Annotated in this window: 18 protein-coding genes; 12 read left to right on the plus strand and 6 right to left on the minus strand. The window is 71.9% G+C overall.

The window, feature by feature from the left end; genetic code table 11:
• Nucleotides 1–319: 319 nt before the first annotated feature.
• Complete coding sequence (locus tag ABZ078_RS14355; RefSeq protein WP_356575041.1) at nucleotides 320–766, plus strand: hypothetical protein; 447 nt, start codon at nucleotides 320–322, stop codon at nucleotides 764–766.
• Nucleotides 767–786: 20 nt separating this feature from the next.
• Here the strand turns inward: ABZ078_RS14355 and ABZ078_RS14360 are convergent, their stop codons facing one another.
• The 3 genes from ABZ078_RS14360 to ABZ078_RS14370 form a co-directional block, all read right to left on the minus strand.
• The gene (locus ABZ078_RS14360) at nucleotides 787–1,953 is read right to left on the minus strand and encodes an RNA polymerase sigma factor SigF (protein WP_356575042.1); all 1,167 of its coding nucleotides are present in this window, start codon (nucleotides 1,951–1,953) and stop codon (nucleotides 787–789) included.
• Nucleotides 1,954–1,970: 17 nt separating this feature from the next.
• A complete protein-coding gene (locus ABZ078_RS14365; RefSeq protein ID WP_004925829.1) occupies nucleotides 1,971–2,384 on the minus strand; it encodes an anti-sigma regulatory factor in 414 nt (137 codons plus the stop codon).
• A gap of 270 nt (nucleotides 2,385–2,654) precedes the next feature.
• Nucleotides 2,655–2,915 carry a UBP-type zinc finger domain-containing protein gene (locus ABZ078_RS14370; RefSeq protein WP_356575045.1) on the minus strand — a complete coding sequence of 87 codons (261 nt, stop codon included), beginning with the start codon at nucleotides 2,913–2,915 and terminating at the stop codon, nucleotides 2,655–2,657.
• Between the two features lie 194 nt (nucleotides 2,916–3,109).
• On the opposite strand from ABZ078_RS14370, the gene ABZ078_RS14375 reads away from it, so the two are divergent.
• The gene (locus tag ABZ078_RS14375; RefSeq protein WP_356575047.1) at nucleotides 3,110–4,705 is read left to right on the plus strand and encodes a Na+/H+ antiporter; all 1,596 of its coding nucleotides are present in this window, start codon (nucleotides 3,110–3,112) and stop codon (nucleotides 4,703–4,705) included.
• Nucleotides 4,706–4,750: 45 nt separating this feature from the next.
• Here ABZ078_RS14375 and ABZ078_RS14380 read toward each other — a convergent pair whose 3' ends face one another.
• Entirely contained in the window at nucleotides 4,751–5,653 is a 903-nt protein-coding gene (locus tag ABZ078_RS14380; protein WP_356575049.1) for a pyridoxal-phosphate dependent enzyme, read from the minus strand.
• 29 nt (nucleotides 5,654–5,682) lie between these two features.
• Nucleotides 5,683–6,273 (minus strand): N-acetylmuramoyl-L-alanine amidase, encoded by a 591-nt coding sequence (locus tag ABZ078_RS14385; protein ID WP_356575051.1) that lies wholly within the window; start codon nucleotides 6,271–6,273, stop codon nucleotides 5,683–5,685.
• Nucleotides 6,274–6,599: 326 nt separating this feature from the next.
• Between ABZ078_RS14385 and ABZ078_RS14390 the strand changes: the two genes are divergently transcribed.
• From ABZ078_RS14390 to ABZ078_RS14430, 9 genes are all read left to right on the plus strand, one after another.
• Nucleotides 6,600–8,006 carry a family 2B encapsulin nanocompartment shell protein gene (locus tag ABZ078_RS14390; RefSeq protein WP_356575053.1) on the plus strand — a complete coding sequence of 469 codons (1,407 nt, stop codon included), beginning with the start codon at nucleotides 6,600–6,602 and terminating at the stop codon, nucleotides 8,004–8,006.
• Between the two features lie 111 nt (nucleotides 8,007–8,117).
• Nucleotides 8,118–9,266: a family 2 encapsulin nanocompartment cargo protein polyprenyl transferase gene (locus tag ABZ078_RS14395; protein ID WP_356575055.1), complete on the plus strand. Its 1,149-nt coding sequence runs from the start codon at nucleotides 8,118–8,120 to the stop codon at nucleotides 9,264–9,266.
• 787 nt (nucleotides 9,267–10,053) lie between these two features.
• Entirely contained in the window at nucleotides 10,054–10,647 is a 594-nt protein-coding gene (locus ABZ078_RS14400) for a GNAT family N-acetyltransferase (protein WP_356575057.1), read from the plus strand.
• A 163-nt stretch (nucleotides 10,648–10,810) separates the two neighbouring features.
• Entirely contained in the window at nucleotides 10,811–11,395 is a 585-nt protein-coding gene (locus tag ABZ078_RS14405) for a dihydrofolate reductase family protein (protein ID WP_356575059.1), read from the plus strand.
• A gap of 26 nt (nucleotides 11,396–11,421) precedes the next feature.
• Nucleotides 11,422–11,760 carry a hypothetical protein gene (locus ABZ078_RS14410; protein WP_356575250.1) on the plus strand — a complete coding sequence of 113 codons (339 nt, stop codon included), beginning with the start codon at nucleotides 11,422–11,424 and terminating at the stop codon, nucleotides 11,758–11,760.
• Nucleotides 11,761–11,856: 96 nt separating this feature from the next.
• Complete coding sequence (locus ABZ078_RS14415; protein ID WP_356575061.1) at nucleotides 11,857–12,270, plus strand: YciI family protein; 414 nt, start codon at nucleotides 11,857–11,859, stop codon at nucleotides 12,268–12,270.
• Between the two features lie 7 nt (nucleotides 12,271–12,277).
• On the plus strand, nucleotides 12,278–13,504 hold the full coding sequence (locus ABZ078_RS14420; protein WP_356575062.1) for a sigma-70 family RNA polymerase sigma factor: 1,227 nt from the start codon (nucleotides 12,278–12,280) through the stop codon (nucleotides 13,502–13,504).
• Nucleotides 13,505–13,512: 8 nt separating this feature from the next.
• The gene (locus ABZ078_RS14425) at nucleotides 13,513–13,845 is read left to right on the plus strand and encodes a DUF952 domain-containing protein (RefSeq protein ID WP_356575064.1); all 333 of its coding nucleotides are present in this window, start codon (nucleotides 13,513–13,515) and stop codon (nucleotides 13,843–13,845) included.
• On the plus strand, nucleotides 13,842–14,069 hold the full coding sequence (locus ABZ078_RS14430; protein WP_356575066.1) for a hypothetical protein: 228 nt from the start codon (nucleotides 13,842–13,844) through the stop codon (nucleotides 14,067–14,069). The genes ABZ078_RS14425 and ABZ078_RS14430 overlap by 4 nt, the downstream gene beginning before the upstream one ends.
• Here the strand turns inward: ABZ078_RS14430 and ABZ078_RS14435 are convergent.
• Complete coding sequence (locus tag ABZ078_RS14435) at nucleotides 14,066–14,800, minus strand: VOC family protein (RefSeq protein ID WP_356575068.1); 735 nt, start codon at nucleotides 14,798–14,800, stop codon at nucleotides 14,066–14,068. The genes ABZ078_RS14430 and ABZ078_RS14435 overlap by 4 nt on opposite strands.
• 181 nt (nucleotides 14,801–14,981) lie before the next feature.
• Between ABZ078_RS14435 and ABZ078_RS14440 the strand changes: the two genes are divergently transcribed.
• Nucleotides 14,982–16,136, plus strand: coding sequence for an inorganic phosphate transporter (locus ABZ078_RS14440; protein WP_356575070.1), 1,155 nt, complete (start codon nucleotides 14,982–14,984; stop codon nucleotides 16,134–16,136).
• The last annotated feature ends 16 nt before the right edge of the window (nucleotides 16,137–16,152 follow it).

Genomic DNA, 16,152 nt, shown 5'->3' on the forward strand with positions numbered 1-16,152 from the left:
GGTGGTGTGGTGTGGCAGCCCGCCGCCTGAGGGGCGTGGCGTGCGGCGTGGCTGCCTGTGGCTGCGTGGGCTGGCTGGGCGGCGCGCAAACCGGCCGGTGGCCTGATGAGCGTCGCTGTTGGTGGGGCTGACTACCCGGTGGGCGTGGCTGTTGGTGGGGCTGACCGTACCCGGTGGGCGTGGCTGTGCGGTCTGGATGACCGTGCCCCGGTGGATGACGTTGCGAGCCGGTGCCGGGAGCCGAGCTGCGTGGCGCGAGGGCCAGTGAGGGGGGAGATCGGCTGTGGGGGGCTCTTTAGGGGAGGGCTACCCTTCAGGGGTGACCAAGGAGCAGACCCCCACCACCCCGGAAACCGCCGGGCCGCGTCCGCGGCGGCTGACGTACGCCGCGGTTCTCACCGCGTTGGAAGGGCTGGGGCTCGCCGTCGGGGGTGTCTGGGTGCTCGTGCTGGGGCTCGCCGGGGATCCGGACGACCGGCAGCAGGCCGTCACGCTGGGTGTGACGCTCGTGGCGCTCGCCCTGCTGCCGTTGCTCGCCGCGCGGGGCCTGTTCGCTCAGCGCAGCTGGAGTCGAGGGCCGTCCGTCATCACCCAGATCCTGGCGCTGCCGGTGGCCTACAGTCTGCTGCAGGCCGACAGCATCGCGATTCCGGCGGGGATCGTGATCGCGGTGGTCGCGATCACCACGCTCGTGCTCCTGGTCAACCCGGCGACCACCCAGGCCCTCGGGATCCGAGGGCCCGGCAGCGAGCAGGACCAGAAGTAGCGTCGGCTCTCAGGAAGCCGTCACTCCTCCACCAGCAGCTTCTCCCGCAGCTGAGCCAGCGTGCGCGCCAGCAGCCGGGAGACGTGCATCTGGGAGATCCCGACCTCCTGCGCGATCTGCGACTGGGTCATGTTGCCGAAGAAACGCAGCAGCAGGATCCGCTTCTCGCGCGGCGGGAGATCTTCGAGCAGCGGCTTCAGCGACTCCCGGTACTCGACGCCCTCCAGCGCCTCGTCCTCCGCGCCGAGGGTGTCCGCGACCGCCGGGGACTCGTCGTCCGTGTCGGGGACGTCCAGGGACAGCGTGGAGTACGCGTTGGCGGACTCCAGGCCCTCCAGGACCTCCTCCTCCGAGATCGCCAGCTTCTCGGCGAGTTCATGGACGGTGGGAGAGCGGCCGTGCTGCTGGGACAGCTCGGCCGTGGCCGTCGTGAGGGACAGGCGCAACTCCTGGAGGCGACGGGGCACCCGCACCGCCCAGCCCTTGTCACGGAAGTGCCGCTTGATCTCGCCGACGACCGTCGGGGTCGCGTACGTGGAGAACTCGACGCCGCGCTCCGGGTCGAACCGGTCGACCGACTTGATCAGGCCGATCGTGGCGACCTGGGTGAGGTCGTCGAGCGGCTCACCGCGGTTGCGGAAGCGGCGTGCGAGGTGCTCGACGAGCGGCAGGTGCATACGGACCAGCTGATTGCGCAGCTCCGCGTACTCCGGGCTGCCGTCCCTCAGCTTGCGCAGCTCGACGAACATGGCGCGCGCCCCGCTGCGGTCCTGAGGTTCGTGGTGCGTGGCCTGCGCGCTGTGCGCGCCCGTCGCCTCGCCCTCGGCGTTTCGCTCGTGCTCGCTCATCGTCCTGCCCGTCGCCCTCTCCCGAGCCCTCGCCTCCGCCCCCAGTCTCGGATTGGCTCGAGCGGAGGGACCCCCATGGACAGGGACGACCCCGATCCGCCCGCCCGGAGGCGCGCCCTGCACGGCACCTTCGTCAGCCGGTCCGTCGCCGTGGATGCCTGCCGCCACGGAGTCGTCCTCCGGGTGCGGCCGGGCCTGCTCCGGGATGCCGTCGATGCCGTCGACCATGCGTCGGGAAGCGCTCGGACCGCTCGTGCCCGCCCCCAGGCTCTCGGCTTCGCCCGAGCAGGGGGGAGTGCTTTCCGGCAGCTCCCGTGTGCCGCGATCTTCGTCCCGCACCGGCCCGTCCCCGTTCCTCACGCCGGCCCTGGTCCCGCGCCGCGCTGTTTGTAGAGGCTGATCGAAACGGTTTTGTCCTCGTCCACGGCGGAGGAGACCTTGCCCGCGAGGGCGGACAGGACGGTCCAGGCGAAGGTGTCCCTGGAGGGGGCGTGGCCGTCCGTGGTCGGGGCCGAGACGGTGACCTCGAGCGAGTCGTCGACGAGTCGGAAGACACAGCTGAGCACCGAGCCGGGCACGGCCTGCTGGAGCAGGATCGCGCAGGCCTCGTCCACCGCGATGCGCAGGTCCTCGATCTCGTCGAGGGTGAAGTCCAAACGGGCCGCGAGGCCGGCAGTCGCCGTACGCAGCACCGACAGGTAGGCACCCGCGGCCGGCAGCCGGACTTCCACGAAGTCCTGGGTCGCGGGCTCGCCTGCGATCTGGGACACCCTCACCTCCAAGGTGGTACAAGCTTCTCGGGGCCGAGGGTCGCCCCCCGGGGTAACGCGATGTGTGGTTCAGCGGTGACGCTACCGCGCTTCGAAGTTTCCTGTCCCCAGGACCCCAACCCCTTGCTGTCACTCATAGTAAACACACGGATACGCTCCGTGGCTAGGGGGTCTGCGGGCCCAATTGGGAAGAGCGCGCGCCGGATTGACGTACCCAGAGGTCAGACGGTCGAACCGTCCGGCTCCCCGGTCGTCCAGGGTACGTCGGCGTCACACCAGTACGTGGTCGACGAAACACCAGCGCCAGCGCTCGCCGGGCTCGAACGTCCGCATGACCGGATGCCCGGACTCCTTGTGGTGCTCCGTGGCATGCCGGCCCGGCGAGGAGTCGCAGCAGCCGACGTGACCGCAGGAGAGGCACAACCGAAGTTGCACCGGATGCGCTCCGTCCGCCAGGCACTCCGGACACGTCTCGCTGAGCGGAACGGGTTCCGGGTGCGGCAGCACGTCGGCGTGCGTGCACTGTTTCATGATTGCCAGGTTACGACGCCCACGCGCGCGACCGCGCGGAAAATCGAGGGCGGCTGCGGCGACGATGAACGAGAGCGGACGATGGCCATGATCCGTGGCCAAGGCCAAGGCCAAGGTCAAGGCCGGGCGGCGAGCAGGCCCGGGTCAATGCTGACCGGCGGGCGTGGGAGCGGTGCGATGGGTGGGCGAGGCGTATGGACGTGATGCCGCTGCTGTTGCTGGTGGCGGGGAGTGCCGCCATTGCCGCGGCCGGCCGGCGGTCGCCCGTGCCGACGCCGCTGCTGCTGGTCGCCGCCGGTCTCGCGGTGTCGTACGTGCCGGGCGTGCCCGAGTACACCCTCGACCCGCACATCGTCCTGCCGCTGCTGCTGCCCCCGCTGCTGCACACCGCGGCGACGGACAGTTCGTACCTCGACCTGCGGGCCCAACTGCGACCCGTGATGCTGCTGTCGGTGGGCTACGTCCTCTTCGCGACCTTCACCGTCGGCTGGGTGGCGTATCTCGTCGTGCCGGACCTGCCGCTGACCGCGGCGCTGGTGCTGGGCGCGGTGGTGGCGCCGCCGGACGCGGTCGCGGCGACGGCGGTCGCGCGCCGGGTGGGGCTGCCGTCCCGGATCACCACGATCCTTCAGGGCGAGTCACTGGTGAACGACGCCACCGCGATCACCGCCTACCGCGTGGCGCTCGCGGCCGCCGTGGGGGAGGGCGCCACCTGGGCCGGCGGCATCGGCGAGTTCCTGCTCGCGGCGGTCGGCGGCATCGGCATGGGGCTGGTGCTGATGGTGCCGATCCACTGGCTGCGCACGCACCTCAAGGAGGCGCTGCTGCAGAACACGCTCTCCCTGCTGATCCCCTTCGTCGCGTACGCGGCCGCCGAGCAGGTGCACGCCTCCGGAGTGCTGGCGGTCGTGGTCGTCGCGCTGCACCTCGGGCACCGCGCGTGGGAGGTCGACTTCGCCACCCGGCTCCAGGAGGAGGCGGTCTGGAAGATGGTCGCGTTCGTGCTGGAGTCGGCCGTCTTCGCCTTGATCGGACTGCAACTGCCGGTGGTCCTCAAGGGCCTCGGTGAGTACGAGGGCAGCCGCGCCGCCTGGTACGCGTTCGCCGTCTTCCTCGTGGTCGTCGTCTCGCGGTTCGTGTGGGTGTACCCGGCGACCTTCCTGCCGCGGATGCTGTCCGCGCGGATCCGGGAGCGTGAGGACGCCCCGACCTGGAAGGCGCCGTTCGTCATCTCCTGGGCCGGGATGCGGGGCGTGGTCTCGCTGGCCATCGCCTTCTCCATCCCGCTCACCGTGCACGGCGGCGAGGACTTCCCCGAGCGCAACCTCATCCTCTTCCTGACCTTCACCACCGTCATCGGCACGCTGGTCGTCCAGGGTGTGACGCTGCCGTCGCTGGTCAGGCTGCTGAACCTGCCCGGCCGGGACGCGCAGGCCGAGACGCTCGCGGAGGCCAACGCCCAGGCGCAGGCTTCGCGCGCCGCCGAACGGCGCCTGGAGGAACTCCTCTCCGACGAACGCAACGCCCTCCCCGAGCCCTTGGCCGACCGCCTGCGAGCGGTCGTGGAACGGCGCCGCAACTCCGTCTGGGAGCGCCTGGGCCAGGCCAATCCCGTCACCGGCGAGTCCGTGGACGACACATACCGGCGTCTGTCCCGTGAGGTGATCGGCGCCGAGCGCGCGGTGTTCGTGAAGTTGCGGGACGGCCGCTACATCGACGACGAGATGCTGCGGACACTGCTGCGCAGGCTGGACCTGGAGGAGGCGGCGGCCTATCGGGAGGCGGGGTGAGGTCCCGAGGGCTCCTCGGCCGGTGGTCGGCCCCGCGACCGGCGGTCACCCGGCGAACGGGGCCCCGGTGATCACCGCGACCACGGTGGTCCCCGCCCCGAACGCCCCCTCCCGTACCGACGCGACAAGTCCGTACAGCAACTTGGCGACATAAAGACGCTCGACAGGCACCCCGTGCCGCTCCTCGAAGTCCTCCGCAAAGGCATTGAGTTCGGGCGTCGTGCGCGCGTAGCCCCCGAAATGGAACCGCTCGTCGAGCCGCCACCTTCCCCGCGGCCCGCCGAACGCCTCCCGCTGGAGCGCCCGTACGTCGTCGGCCAGGAAGCCGCCCTTCAGGACGGGGATGCCCAGCGCCCGCTGACCCGGGTCGAGGCCGGCGGCCAGCCCCGCCAGCGTCCCGCCCGTGCCGCACGCGACCGCGACGACGTCGGCCCGCCCGCGCAGCTCCTCGCCGAGCGCCCGGCATCCTCGTACGGCAAGGGCGTTGCTGCCGCCTTCCGGGACGACGTACGCCCCCTCCGCACCCGCCGCCCGCAGGACGGCCGCCAGCGTCTGCGGCTCGGTCTTGCGGCGGTACGTGGACCTGTCGACGAAATGCAGCCGCATGCCGTCGGCCACGCACCGCGCCAGCGACGGGTTGAGCGGTCGGTCGGCGAGCTCCTGGCCGCGTACGACACCGACGGTGGGCAGGCCGAGGAGGCGGCCCGCGGCGGCGGTGGCGCGCAGGTGGTTGGAGTAGGCGCCGCCGAAGGTGACGACGGTGCGGCCGGCCGCCGCCGCCAGGTTCGGCGCGAGCTTGCGCCATTTGTTGCCGGTCAGCTCCGGGTGGATCAGGTCGTCGCGCTTGAGGGCCAGGCGGACGCCGTGCCGGGTGAAACGTTCGTCCGCCGGCTCCTGCACGGGGGAGGGGAGCCGGGGGCACAGAGCGGTGGGGTCGGCGCTGGTCACGTGGCCATTGTCGCCCCGCCCCGGTCGTGCTACCTCAGCCGCTCCCGGATCCGCCCCCGCATCCACGCCATCGTGAACCCCCGCGGGTCCACCTTCCCCGGCTGCCATTCCAGATGCCCGATCACCGATCGCTCGGTCCAGCCGTGATGACGGCAGACGGCCGCCGAGACCCGTTCGATCGCCTCCAGTTGGGGCTCCGGCCACGGGTCCTGTCCGTCGCCCAGGTTCTCGCACTCGAAGCCGTAGAAGTGACGGTTGCCGTCGGTGTTGGCCTCGTTGTCCGGCGGCAGGGCCGTCTCCGCGATGACCGCCCGCAGTACGTCGTCGTCGCCGAGGCCGGCGTGGTTGGCGCGGCCGTAGCCGACGAGGTGGACCCTGCCGTCCTTGGTGATCACGCCGTGGCACAGCGGACCCGGCAGCCCCGCGTAGCCCTTGCGGCAGAGCTCCACCGTCCGCGCGCTGCCCTTGGTCACCGTGTGGTGGATCATCACGCCGTGGACGGGGCCCCACGGGCCCACGTGGTTGCGGTTGTGGTGCTCCCAGTCACCGACCTCGACGACCGTCGCGCCCTCCGCCCGTAGTCTCTCCAGGAATCTCCTCGCGGACATGGGTGTGGCCATGACCGCCTCCTTCGTGCCGTGCGTCGGCCGCCGTGCGCGGCCGTCCCGTACCCGTGCTTTACCGAAAACGGGCAGACGGGACTCCTCGGCCCTCTTGAATCGCACGCTGTACGACTGGTTTTGGACAGCCACCGTGGCCCGCCCGGGACGACCGCCGTACGTCCACGGGTCGACAAGGGCCTTCTATTTGCCCAGCGGCCAGTGATCCATTCCCGCTCTTTCGGGTAATAGCACAGACGCACTCCGTGATGGAAGGCTCTGTCGTGCAGATTGCGATGCGCGGCGCCAGATCGGCGCCATGTGCATGACCGGGAGGGCAATTCTCTATGTCGGTAGGCGAAGAGGTCCGCACAGAGCAGGGCAAGCCGCAGCAGAGCCTCGGCACTGCGGCCGCGCGGAACCTGGCCACCACGACCAAGTCCGCACCCCAGATGCAGGAGATCAGCTCCCGCTGGCTGCTGCGCATGCTGCCATGGGTGAACGTGCAGGGTGGCACGTACCGGGTGAACCGGCGTCTGACCTACGCCGTGGGAGACGGACGCATCACGTTCGTGAAGACCGGCGACCGCGTCGAGGTCATCCCCAACGAGCTGACCGAGCTGCCGGCGCTGCGGTCGTACGAGGACGAGGACGTGCTGTCCGAGCTCGCCCGGCGCTGCGAGCAGCGCGAGTTCGCGGCGGGGGACGTGATCGCCTCGTTCGGCAGCCAGACCGACGAGGTGTACCTGCTGGCGCACGGCAGGGTGGAGAAGTTCGGTACGGGCCCGTACGGCGAGGACGAGTCGCTGGGGGTCCTCGCCGACGGCGCCTACCTCGGTGACCAGGCGCTCCTCGACGCCGACTCCATCTGGGAGTACACGGCCCGGGCGGTCACCGCGTGCACGGTGCTCGTCCTGCCCCGCCAGGACGTCGAGCAGGTCGCGGAGCGCGCCGACTCCCTGCGCGAGCACCTGGAGCGGCTGCGGGCGATCCCCGAACAGCGCACCAACAAGTACGGCGAGAAGGAGGTCGACCTCGCGGCCGGCCACAGCGGCGAGCCGGACATCCCGCACACCTTCGTCGACTACGAGGCCCGGCCCCGCGAGTACGAACTGAGCATCGCCCAGACCGTGCTGCGCATCCACACGCGCGTGGCCGACCTCTACAACCAGCCGATGAACCAGACCGAGCAGCAGCTGCGGCTGACGGTCGAGGCGCTCAAGGAGCGCCAGGAGCACGAGCTCATCAACAACCGCGAGTTCGGGCTGCTCCACAACTGCGAGTACGACCAGCGGCTCCAGCCGCACGACGGCGTGCCCAGCCCCGACGACATGGACGAGCTGCTCTGCCGGCGGCGCGGCACCAAGCTGTTCCTCGCCCACCCGCGGGCGATCGCCGCGTTCGGGCGTGAACTCAACAAGCGCGGCCTCGTCCCCGAGACGATCGAGATGGCCGGCAACCGCATCCCCACCTGGCGCGGTGTGCCGATCTTCCCGTGCAACAAGATCCCGGTCACCGAGGCCCGGACCACCTCGATCATCGCCATGCGTACGGGCGAGGCGGAGCAGGGCGTCATCGGCCTTCAGCAGGCCGGCATCCCGGACGAGATCGAGCCGAGCCTGTCCTGCCGCTTCATGGGCATCAACGAACAGGCCATCATCAAGTACCTGGTGACGGCCTACTACTCCGCCGCGGTGCTCGTCCCGGACGCCCTCGGCGTGCTGGAGAACGTCGAGATCGGTCGCTGGCGGTGACCTCCCCCTCCGGTACGCCGTGTCCCGCGTCCCGCGCGTGGGTACACCCTCGGGGCAGGCGCCCAGCCACAGCGGACGGGACACCGTCCGCCGCGTCTCCGAGACGATGCCATGGGTGAGTTCATGACGGGGACGCAGCAACGCCCCACCGGGGCGGGGCCGTCCACCGAGGCGTTCGAAAGGCGGAGGTCCATCGCGACCCAGAGAGACGGCAGGCCGGGTCCGCTCGACGGCCCCGAGGCGGCGGTCATCCTGGAGCGTGCCCGGGCATTGGTGGAGCCCGAACTGCGCGCCGCCGTCGCTTCGTTGCCGGGATCCATGCGCCGGGTCGCGCGCTACCACTTCGGCTGGGAGCACCCGGACGGGACCCCGGCCACGGGCAACGCGGGCAAGGCGATCCGTCCCGCCCTCGTCCTCACCGCGGCCGCCGCGCTCGGGGGGCCGGGGGCGCGGGCGGCGGCCGTACGGGCGGCCGTCGCGGTGGAACTGGTGCACAACTTCACGCTGTTGCACGACGACGTGATGGACCGGGACACCACCCGTCGGCACCGGCCCACCGCGTGGGCCGTGTTCGGCGACGCCGACGCGATCCTCGCCGGGGACGCCCTCCAGGCGCTGGCCCTGCGGCTGCTCGCCGAGGACACCCACCCGGCGTCCACGGCGGCCGCCGCGCGGCTCGCGGGCTGCGTCGTCGAACTGTGCGCCGGCCAGCACACGGACACGGCGATGGAGAAGCGGGGTCCCGGGGACGTCGGCCTCGACGAGGTGCTCGCCATGGCCGAGGCCAAGACCGGCGCGCTGCTGGGGTGCGCGTGCGCCCTCGGCGCGCTGTACGCGGGCGCGGCGGACGAGGACGTGGCGGCGCTGGACGCGTTCGGCCGGGAGGCCGGGCTCGCCTTCCAGCTCATCGACGACGTGATCGGTATATGGGGGGACCCGAGTCGCACCGGGAAACCGGTCGGCGCGGACCTCACCGCGCGCAAGAAGTCCCTGCCGGTCGTCGCCGCGCTGACCTCCGGGGGGCCGGCGGCTGCGGAACTGGCCGCACTGTACGAGTCGCCGTACGACGAGGAGGGCGAAGAGGACATCGCGCGGACCGCGCTCGCCGTCGAGCGAGCCGGCGGACGCGACTGGGCCCAGGCCCAGGCCGCCGACCGGATGGCCCGCGCCATGCAGGAACTGGCCCGTGCCGTCCCCGACCCGGAGGAGGCGGGCGGACTGCTGGCTCTGGCGGAGTTCGTGACGCGACGCAGCAACTGAGAACCACGGCCGCCGGCGGTCGCACCGCCTGAGACCCACGGTCGCCGGCGGTCACACCGTCCCGGGGCCGTGGCTCGGCAGCCGGCGGTTGCACGGTGCCGGGGCCGTGGCAGCCGCGGGGCATACGTCCCGGGGTTGCAGCGGCCGGCGGTGGTATGGCGCGAGGCGGTGGTGGCCGGCGGTTGTATGGGCCGTGGCCGTGGCAGCGGACGGTGGTGAGACCAAGTCCGCAGCAGCCGGCGGTTGCACGGTGCCGGGGCGGCCGGCGGTCGTGTCGGCCGTGGCCGTGGCCGTGGCAGCGGACGGTGGTGAGACCAAGTCCGCGGTAGCCGACGGGGCGAGCTGAAGGCCCCCGGGCAGTCGACGGGTGGAGATGAAGGCCCCGGCAGCCGGCGGGCAACGATCAAGGGCCCCGCAGTCCGCGGTCGCACGGTCGAAGGTCCGGTAGCCGGCGGGCACACGGCCAAAGCCCCCGGCAGCCGTCGGGCAACGGTCGAAGGCCCGGCAGCCGACGGGCACACCGCCAAAGCCCCCGGCCGCCGGCGGCCGTGAGGTGCGAGGCCGGCTCAGTCGGCCGTGGTTCAGACTCCGGAGGCGCCGGGGCCGTACGGTTCCTGACCCCGTGCGGCTGTCGGGCGGCTCCGGACCCGCGGGTCCCGCACATCCCCACGGTGTGCGGGGCCCGTCCCTGCGCACCGGCCAGATCTCGACAAACCGGCCCCACGGGCGCCGCACACGCCCCCATCGCCCTACGATCAAGGCCGTTGACAGGAAGGGGCGGGTACACATGGGCGTGGCGATCCGGACGGCGGGCGAGGCGGACCGGGAACTGGTGGTCCGGCTGCTGGACGCGGCCTTCCAGGACGATCCGGTCAGCGGCTGGGTGTTCCCGGGCGAGGAGCACCGTCGTACCACCCATCCCCTGCTCATGGCCGCGTTCACCGACATCGTGCTCACCGTCGGCCGTATCGACGTCACCGAGGACGGCACGGCGTGCGCGCTGTGGATGTCCGTGCCGGCCGACGCGCACGACCAGGACGACGAAGGGCCCGCCCGGCTGCGCGAGGCCATCGACCCGGAGAACGAACGCGTCGAGCTGATCGGCCGTCTGACAGCCCGTATCCACCCGGTCGGCCGTGCGCACGAGTACCTGTGGATGATCGCCGCCGCCCCCGAGCACCAGGGCGAGGGACTCGGCACCGCGCTCATCGCCTCGGTCCTCGACCGCTGCGACCGCGAGGGCCTGCCGGCCTACCTGGAGGCGAGCAGCGCCCGCAGCCGGAAGCTGTACGAGCGCCTCGGCTTCGAGCTCCTGGACCGTCCGCTGGACCTACCCGACGGCCCCCAGATGTGGCCGATGTGGCGCGAGCCGCGCGGCTGAGCCGCCTACAGGACAAGCCTGGCCCGCTCGGGCTCCGATCCCCGCCGGATCGCGGAATTCGTTCTCGCACTTCCAGCCGATGCCAGAAATGCCCTTGCGACCACTATGAATGGAGTACTACAACTGGAGTAGTAACGAGGTTCGTCGACGGAAAGAGCCCCACTTGCGAAAGCTCACGTACTACATCGCCTGCTCCCTCGACGGCTTCATCGGGGACCCGGGTGGCGACGCCTCGTCCATGTACCCGTTCGTCGACGAGGAGTTCTTCGAGTTCCTCAAGACGGAATACCCGGAGACCCTGCCGACCCACGGCCGCCGGGCCGCCGGTGTCGACGACCTGGAGAACAAGAGGTTCGACACGATCATCCAGGGGCGTGGCAGCTACGACCTGGCCCTGAAGGAGGGCATCACCAGGCCGTACGCCCATCTGCGCGAGTACGTCGCCTCCCGCACCCTGACCGAGTCACCCGACCCCCACGTCCGGATCCTCGGCGAGGACCTGGTCGCCGAGGTGCGCGAACTCAAGGCCGAGGACGGTGCCTTGGGGATCTACCTGTGCGGCGGCTCGAAGATCGCCGGTGAACTGCTCGACGAGATCGACGAACTCGTCATCAAGACGTACCCGATCGTGCTCGGCACGGGCATGCCGATGTTCGGCGCCGGCTTCGCCGTCACCGAGTTCGCCCTCGACTCGGTGCGCGCGTTCGGCAACGGCGTTCTGGTGAGGACGTACAGCAGGAAGCGCTGACGCCCCGCCCGCCCTACTCTGAAGACATGGACAGCGAAGAACACGTCTGTCCCGCTTGCGGACAGCCCGTGGAGACGGTCGTCAAGCGTCACAAGACGCTGGGCGCGTGGGTCCCGGTGTGGGTGGCCGGCCCCTGTCGCAACCCGAAGTGCGAGGCGTACGTCGAGGAGGGCGCCGAGGCCGGCGAGGAGGCGCGCCGGAAGAAGCCCGGAAGGACGGCCGCCCGAGGTGGCGGAGCGACCGCCGGAGAGGCCGGGGGGACGGCCGTGCGGGAGGCCGGGGGGACGGCCGTGCAGGAGGGCGGAGAGACGGCCGTGCGGGAGGCCGGAGGGGCGGACGGACAGACGGACGCGGAAAAATCCTGAGGCCCCTGTCGAGAATCCTGGTCCGGCTCCGACGTCCCCTGTGAGAGCCGCCCACCAAGGGTGGCCCGAGCCGACGGACACCGAAGGAGTTCAGTCATGAAGTACCTGGTCATGGTGCAGGGCACGCAGGCGGACTACGAGGCGATGCAGGGCAAGGCGTCGGAGCACTCCCCGGCCTGGACCCAGGAGGAGGTCCAGGCGATGTACGCCTTCATGAGCGCCCTCAACGACGACCTCGCCGAGACCGGCGAGATGGTCGACGGGCAGGGGCTGGCCGAACCCGCCAAGACCCGGCACGTCACGCTGGGCGAGGACGGCAAGGCGGTGATCACCGACGGCCCGTACAGCGAGACCAAGGAGCTGCTGGCCGGCTTCTGGGTGCTCGACTGCGCGAGCCTGGAGCGGGTCACCGAGATCGCCGACCGCATCCTCCGCTGCCCCCAGCCCGCCGGAGCCCCCGTGTACCCGGTGGTGATCCGGCCCATCGACGACGGCTCCGGGGACGTCTGAGCCGTACATGAGCGCCACACCCGAGACCGAGGACCTGCTGCGCCGCCACGCGCCGCAGGTCCTCGGCGCGCTGGTGCGGCGGTACGGCCACTTCGACACCGCCGAGGACGCCGTACAGGAGGCCCTGCTCGCGGCGGCCGAGCAGTGGCCGCGGACCGGCCTCCCGGACAACCCGCGCGGCTGGCTGATCAAGGTCGCCGCGCGCCGCCTGACCGACGCCCTGCGCGCGGACGAGGCACGCCGGGCCAGGGAGGACAAGGTCGCGGCGCTGACGCCACGGGACGCCTTCACCGCCCCGCCACCAGGAGCGGACCGTGCTCCGCGCGAGGACGACACCCTCACGCTCCTCTTCCTCTGCTGCCACCCGAACCTGACCCCGCCCGCCCAGATCGCCCTCACCCTGCGCGCGGTCGGCGGACTGACCACGGCGGAGATCGCCCGCGCGTACCTGGTCCCCGAGGCGACGATGGCCCAGCGCATCAGCCGGGCCAAGCAGAAGGTCCGCGGGGTGCGGTTCGGGCGGCCCGACAACTGGGAGGACCGCCTGCCCGCGGTCCTCCAGATCCTGTACCTGATCTTCAACGAGGGCTATACGGCGACCTCGGGCGGGAGCCTCCAGCGCCGGGACCTCGCGGGCGAGGCGATCCGGCTGACCCGGGCGGTCCACCGCCTTCTCCCCGACGACGGCGAGGTGGCCGGCCTGCTGGCCCTGATGCTGCTCACCGACGCCCGCCGCGACGCGCGCACCGGCCCGCACGGGGAGCTCGTCCCCCTCGACGAACAGGACCGCGACCACTGGGACAAGGCCGCGATCGACGAGGGTGTCGCCCTGGTCACACGGGCCCTCGCCCGGGGCCGCGCCGGCCCCTACCAGCTCCGCGCCGCCATCGCCGCCGTCCACGACGAGGCGCCCTCCGCGCAGCAGACCGACTGGCGGGAGATCCTCGGCCTCTACGACGTCCTCGTACGCCTCGTCCCCGGCCCGGTCGAGCGCCTCAACCGAGCGGTCGCCGTCGCCATGGTGCGTGGCCCGCGCGCGGGACTGGCCGAACTGGGCGCACTGCAGGGCGAGTTGGGTGCGGGGCACCGCCTGGACGCGGTCCGCGGCCACCTCCTGGAGCGGGCGGGCGCCCACGACGAGGCCCGCGCAGCCTACGAGTCCGCGGCCGCCAAGACCCTGAGCCTGCCGGAACAGCGCTATTTGCGCGCGCGGGCGGCGCGGCTGAGGCCGTAGCGTGGCCCATGTCCGAACACACGTACATCCTTCACCTCACCGAGCGCTCGCTGTGGGAAGCGGCCCGCCGACGTGGTGCCTACGAGATGTCGACGCGCGGTCGCACCCTCGCGGAGGAGGGCTTCATCCACTGCTCGACCCGCGCCCAACTCCCGCGCGTGGCCGCCTTCTTGTACGGCTCCTACGACGGCCCCGAGGAGCTGGTGGTGCTGGTCGTGGACCCCACGCGGCCGGACGTGCCCGTGACGTACGAGGCGCCGGAGCCCGGCGGCGAGGCGTTCCCGCATGTGTACGGGCCGATCCCGGTGGACGCGGTGGTGGACGTGGAGCCGTGGCCGTGACGGGTCGACGCCGGTCATGGCGGTGGGCCGTGGCGGTATGGGCGGTCCTCGTGGCCGTCGCGGGCGGGCTGACGCTGTGGTTGCAGGACTCGGCGGAGCCGCGGCGGTACGGCTGGGAGGAGGCCGGCCCTACGCCGTCACTGCCTCAGGGGTGGGAGTCGGCGTGCGCGGGCGCCACGCCCGATGAGAACGGCCGGACGCTCTGCTTCATCAGGAGCCGTTAGCCGGCCCGCCCGGTCTCCGGGTCGCGGCCGGTCAGACAGTACGTCCCGCCCGCCGGATCCCGCATCACCGTCCAGTCGGAGCCCTGGGCCACGAAGCCGGCGCCCAGCTCCTCGTGCCGGGCGCGGGTCGCCTCGATGTCCGCGCAGGCGAGGTCCAGATGGGCGGAGGCGGGGCGCTCCTCGCCCAGCCGCTGGAGCAGGATGCGGATCGGCAGCCCGGGCGGCGGAGTGAGCACATGGAACTCCGGGAGGGAGCCGCGGTGCGACCTCCAGGTGCCCGACAGGGCGCTCCAGAAGGCGACTTCGGCATCGTAGGCCGATGGCGGCACGTCGAGGCAGACCTGGTCGAGCCGGCTGCCGCGCACCACGGGCGGGCGCACCGACTCCCCGTGCCAGGGCACGGCACAGAACACCTGCCCGGCGGGCGACCGCAGCACCGCCCACCCCTCGTGCTCGGCGGCGACGCCCGCCCCCAGCCGGAGCGCCGACTCCACGAACTCCGGTACGTCGTCCACCGCGAAGTCGAGATGGGCGCCACCGGCGCCCGCGCCGACCCCCTGGGCCTTCACACAGGCGTCGGCCCCGCCGCCCGGCAGCAGGGTCACGAATTCGCCCCGTTCACCGCGGAATTCGGACAGCCGGGTGCCCGTCACCGCGGTCCAGAAGGCGTGCGCGACGCCGAAGGACGCGGCGGGACGGTCGACGAAGGCGTAGAGCCAGCGGATGCTCATGGGGCGATCGTAAGTCGGCGGTGGCGGTGGCAGTGGCGCTGGCGGCGGCAGTGGCGGTGCCGGGCCGTCGCCGTCACCCCCACCGGCTTTGCGGGCGCCTTACCGTCCGCGCGCCGGCTCCTGGGACACGCTTTGCCCGTCAGTTCCCCGCATATCGGCCCATGCTTGTTTGCATGGGGGAATGGACCACATCACCTTCCTGGTGGTGGTCGTCATCGCGACGGCCCTCGCCTTCGACTTCACCAACGGATTCCACGACACGGCGAACGCGATGGCGACCTCCATCGCCACGGAGGCCCTCAAGCCCAGGACGGCCGTTCTCCTCAGCGGAGTCCTGAACGTGGTCGGCGCATTTCTGTCCACCGAGGTCGCCAGGACGATCTCCGGCGGCATCGTGGCGGACACCCTCGTCACTCCGGGCATGATCTTCGCGGGCCTGGTCGGGGCGATCCTGTGGAATCTGCTCACCTGGCTGGCCGGGCTGCCGTCCAGTTCGTCGCACGCGCTGTTCGGCGGGCTGATCGGGGCCGTCTGGGTCGGTGCGGGGTCGCACGGCGTGCACTTCGACAAGGTCGTCGAGAAGGTGCTGATCCCGGCGGTGGCCTCGCCGGTGGTGGCGGGCGTGGCGGCGCTGCTGGCCACGTACCTCGCGTACCGGCTCACCTCCCGCGCCCGCGAACAGTCCGTCACCAGGGGTTTCCGCCTCGGCCAGATCGCCTCCGCCTCGCTCGTCTCCCTGGCGCACGGCACGAACGACGCGCAGAAGACGATGGGCGTCATCACGCTGACCCTGATCTCGGCGGGCGCGCTGGGCCCCGACGCGGGCCCGCCCCTGTGGGTGATCGCCTCGGCCGGACTGGCCATCGGCCTCGGCACCTACCTCGGCGGCTGGCGGATCATCCGCACCATGGGCAAGGGCCTGACGGAGATCCGGTCCCCGCAGGGCTTCGCCGCCGAGACGGCCTCCACGACGGTGATCCTGACCTCGGCCCACCTGGGCTTCGCCCTGTCCACCACCCAGGTCGCCTCCGGCAGCATCCTCGGCGCGGGCCTCGGCCGTCGTCTGGCGGAGGTCCGCTGGGGCGTGGCCGGCCGCATGGTCGTGGCCTGGCTGGTCACCCTGCCCGCCGCCGCGCTGGTCGGTGGCGTCTCGGCGAGCGTGGTCAAGCACGGCGGTGACATCGGTACGGCCGTCGTCGCCCTGGTGGGGGCGGCCCTGGCCGCCGGCATCGTGCTCGTCTCCCGCCGCAATCCGGTGTCCGCGCACAACGTCAACGACACCCACGAGGTCACGATCCGCGGCACGGAGCCGGCGCGGGTCGGCACGGCCGCCTGAGAAGGGACATTCACGC

It is taken from the genome of Streptomyces sp. NPDC006385, from assembly GCF_040612485.1.
In the GTDB taxonomy this organism is placed as follows: Bacteria; Actinomycetota; Actinomycetes; order Streptomycetales; family Streptomycetaceae; genus Streptomyces.